The sequence below is a fragment of the Brunnivagina elsteri CCALA 953 genome (genome assembly GCF_002289455.1).
GTDB classification, from domain to species: domain Bacteria; phylum Cyanobacteriota; class Cyanobacteriia; order Cyanobacteriales; family Nostocaceae; genus Brunnivagina; species Brunnivagina elsteri.
Map to the genome: position 1 here is coordinate 1 of NZ_NTFS01000544.1, position 3,558 is coordinate 3,558.

Here is a 3,558-nt window from a genome sequence, read left to right on the forward strand (position 1 = left end):
TTTAGTGACAACTATTAGTAAGCCGGATGATACTAATAGTTCGGGTATTCCTCCTTTGCATATTGGGGCAATTTCTTTTTATGAACGTGATAAACCTTCGTTTGTACAGGAACATGCTGATTATTTGGCGTTTGTTTTAACGATTGGTTTGTTACTTATTTCCTGGGTGAGAAATTTAAAATCCTGGATTGAAAGTGGGAAGAAGAATGAAGCGGATGAGTATATTGAACTTGCGATCGCTCTTATGAGTAATACGGATAAGGAGCTTCAACAACGGCTGAAAAAGTTTGATTCAAAGCTTGATGAATTGAAAAAAATACACCAAGGTGATTTCAAGGTTTGGATTGAGCAAAGGTTACAACCTAAGTTAAAGCTGTTACAAAATACAGGTCAAGATGATATCGAATTAAGGCAGCAAATTCTTGATTTAATTTTTGAAAGGGCTGCAAAAGCTCTGGATGTAGATAATATTTCCCAAGAGTCTTTCCGGACTTTTAATGAGGCTTATAAAACCGCTAGAGAAGCTATTGAAAGGCAGCAACAACGTGCCCAACAAGGTAATCATTATATTGATGCTGCGATTCAGTTGATGGGTATTACTAATAGCAATACTGATGATAGACAAAATCAACTTGACCAAGTTTTTAATGATGCAGCAACGGCATTACTCGATAAAAAGATTTCCCAAGAAGCATTCCGAACGTTTAATGAGGCTTATAAAACTACCCGTGAGACAATAGAACGGGAAAGGCAAGTTTCGTATCAGGCAATCGAACAAAATCAAAGTCAGCTATTAGCAGGTTATATTAATGAGACTGTCCAATTATTACCTAGTACAATACAAGATAAGAATTTCCGAAAACAACAGTTAGATAATATTTTTCAAAAGGTTGTTTTTGATTTGATGACAAAAGAACTCTCGCAAGAGTCTTTCCGGACTTTTATGGAAGCTTATAAAAGTATTCGTGATACAGTTTAAAGAGTTTGGTTAATAGTAATTTTAAGATTGTTGAATGGGAATTTTAATTACAAATTCCGCTCCTAATTCTGGTGTGGAATAGCAATCAAGTTTTCCTCCGTGTAATTCAACAATTATTTTGTAACTAATTGCGAGTCCTAATCCTGTACCTTTACCAATTTCTTTTGTTGTAAAGAAAGGGTCAAATAATCTTGAATGTACAGTTTCGTCTATTCCTTTTCCGTTATCTGTAATGCGAATTACTGCCCAATTTTTGTTAGCAACTTGAGTACTAATGGAAATAAATGGGGTCAATTCATGTTTCCCTTCTAAAGTGATATTCTGATTGAAATTTTCTTCTAGAGCATCGATCGCATTCGCAATAATATTCATGAAAACCTGATTTAGCTGTCCAGGATAGCAATCTATCAGAGGCAATTTTCCATAATCCCTAATTATTTGAATTCCTTTTGGTAAATTTGCTGTTGGTTTGCAGCGATGATTTAAAATTACCAGGGTACTTTCAATCCCTTGATGAATATCAACGTTTTTGTATTTTGCTTCATCAAGTCGAGAGAAATTTCGTAAAGATTTAATAATGTCGCTAATTCTTTCTGCTCCCATATTCATTGATTTAAAAATTTGGTCTATATCTTTAACTATAAATTCGAGTTCGATTGTTTTGATTTTTTTCTGAATTTCTAAACTCGGTTGGGGATAATACTGTTGATAAAGTTGTAATAGTGCTAATAAATCCTCAAAATAATTATTTGCATGAACCAAGTTCCCATAAATGAAACTAACTGGGTTGTTGATTTCATGGGCAATCCCAGCTACCATAACTCCGAGAGCAGACATTTTTTCAGACTCTACTAATTTTGCTTGCAAAGCTTGGAGATTTTTGAGGGTAGTTTCTAACTCATTGGTACGTTTTTCTAGGGTTGATTGTGACTCCTCCAGTTCTCTAATTACACTTTTGAGAAAATATTCTTTTAATTCCCCACCTTCTTCAAGTTGTGTCCTATCATTTTCGGAACGTTCTAGCTTCTTTGTGAGAATCCGAACAGTTTTTTCCAACTCTTTAATTCTGTTCTCATAGTCTATCGGTTCCATAAAACTTTACCTTGTACCCAAAAGAAGTGTAACAAAGGTTTCTTGGTGGTAGTAAGTTGAACCTTGTGGTTCTAAGGGTGCAAATTCACCATAGGTATAAAATCCGCAAATAGGGATATCTGTGGAGAGTGTACTTTTGACTAGTTGATATTCTTCTTTTGCCCTTGTACCCAAAAGCCAACGACGACAACAACAGGAGAATAGTAAAACAGCCTCCGGTTTAGTTCCCGGATAGTTTTTCAAAGCAATATTAAGTCCTGTCTCAGATGCAGAAACTATCTCATTCCGACTAGCTTCCGTGACTTGAACTATTGCTTGTTCGGGAATATTACCCAAAAAATTGATACTGCCCGTTTCGGTGTCGTAAGTATTTGGTACTCGCATATAATAGCGATCGCTATCTCCTTCATATACAGCTAATGGGTTTTCTGCTGTTGGCATTTTGTCCCATAAATAGCGCTTGTAAAATTTCAGTGCAGGTTCTCCATCTATTTCGTAAAGTACCGTTCCACAAGATTTTGTGACGATTTTTTTGAGTCCAATTGGCTTCCAACCACAAGCAATTCCATAGGAAAATAAAATATCTCCCGAAAAAGTCAAAATTGGTAGGGAATCTGTTAGCACTTCTGTACCAAAAAATTGATAAGTTGTTTGGAATCTATATTGATCACCAGCAGTACCCCCAATGATTGTTACTTCTGAATCAAATGCTTTTTTTAGTCCTTCGAGAATTAATTCCCCATTGGTAGTTGAACCATCAGCAGTATAGCTAGCAGGTAAACAAATGCATAATTTGGTTGCTAAATTACCTTTTTGACTTGCTTGGGAAACAGCTTGTTCTGCTGCTAAAAATGGCTTGTCGCGAGCTGCATATCCTACCCCAGCATGGATATTGATCGTATCTGAGGAAAAAAGCATTAGGGTTAGGGAATCCTGTTGAAAGCCCAATACTGAGGACATTTCCCCGTCTGTAGTGCAACCAATTAAATCAATACCAGGAAATACCCGATTAATTTCTTTGAGAATTACCCCATGTTCAAAATCTATAGCTGCAAATAAAAGTCCTGCTTGAGGTACAATTCCTGCTAAATCCTGTTTACATTGTTCTAATACTTCCTCAACCGCAATTTGAGTATTAGGGTCTTCGCTATGACCAACGACTACTTTAAGCATTTTTATCTCCCTTTTTCAAAATTATATAAGTTTTTTTTTGTATGATTTAAAACAAATATTTGTGAGGCAACATGAGTAAAATCTCATAGTTATATCTCGACTTCTAGGTTTTATTCTGCCCAAAACCAAGATGGGATTAACAACAAATAAAAAAATATCCCCGAAATCTCACCAAGATTCAGGGATATTAATTTTGAGAAGAGGATTTTGGTTTACTGAAGCTATCGAAAACTTAAGAGACATCTCCGGAAAAGATGTAGAGACGTAGCATTGCGGAGGCACGACAAGGGTTCTGGGCAACGCATAATTAATTT

Annotated in this window: 2 protein-coding genes and 1 pseudogene; 1 reads left to right on the forward strand and 2 read right to left on the reverse strand. The window is 35.8% G+C overall.

Features of this window, described 5'->3' with window-relative positions; translation table 11 throughout:
* A pseudogene (locus CK510_RS32140) lies at window positions 1–979 on the forward strand (sister chromatid cohesion protein PDS5); the annotation flags it as partial.
* A gap of 21 nt (window positions 980–1,000) precedes the next feature.
* Here the strand turns inward: CK510_RS32140 and CK510_RS28035 are convergent.
* A complete protein-coding gene (locus CK510_RS28035) occupies window positions 1,001–2,071 on the reverse strand; it encodes a sensor histidine kinase (protein WP_095724771.1) in 1,071 nt (356 codons plus the stop codon).
* 6 nt (window positions 2,072–2,077) lie between these two features.
* Window positions 2,078–3,244, reverse strand: coding sequence for an FIST signal transduction protein (locus tag CK510_RS28040; protein WP_095724772.1), 1,167 nt, complete (start codon window positions 3,242–3,244; stop codon window positions 2,078–2,080).
* Window positions 3,245–3,558 lie beyond the last annotated feature (314 nt).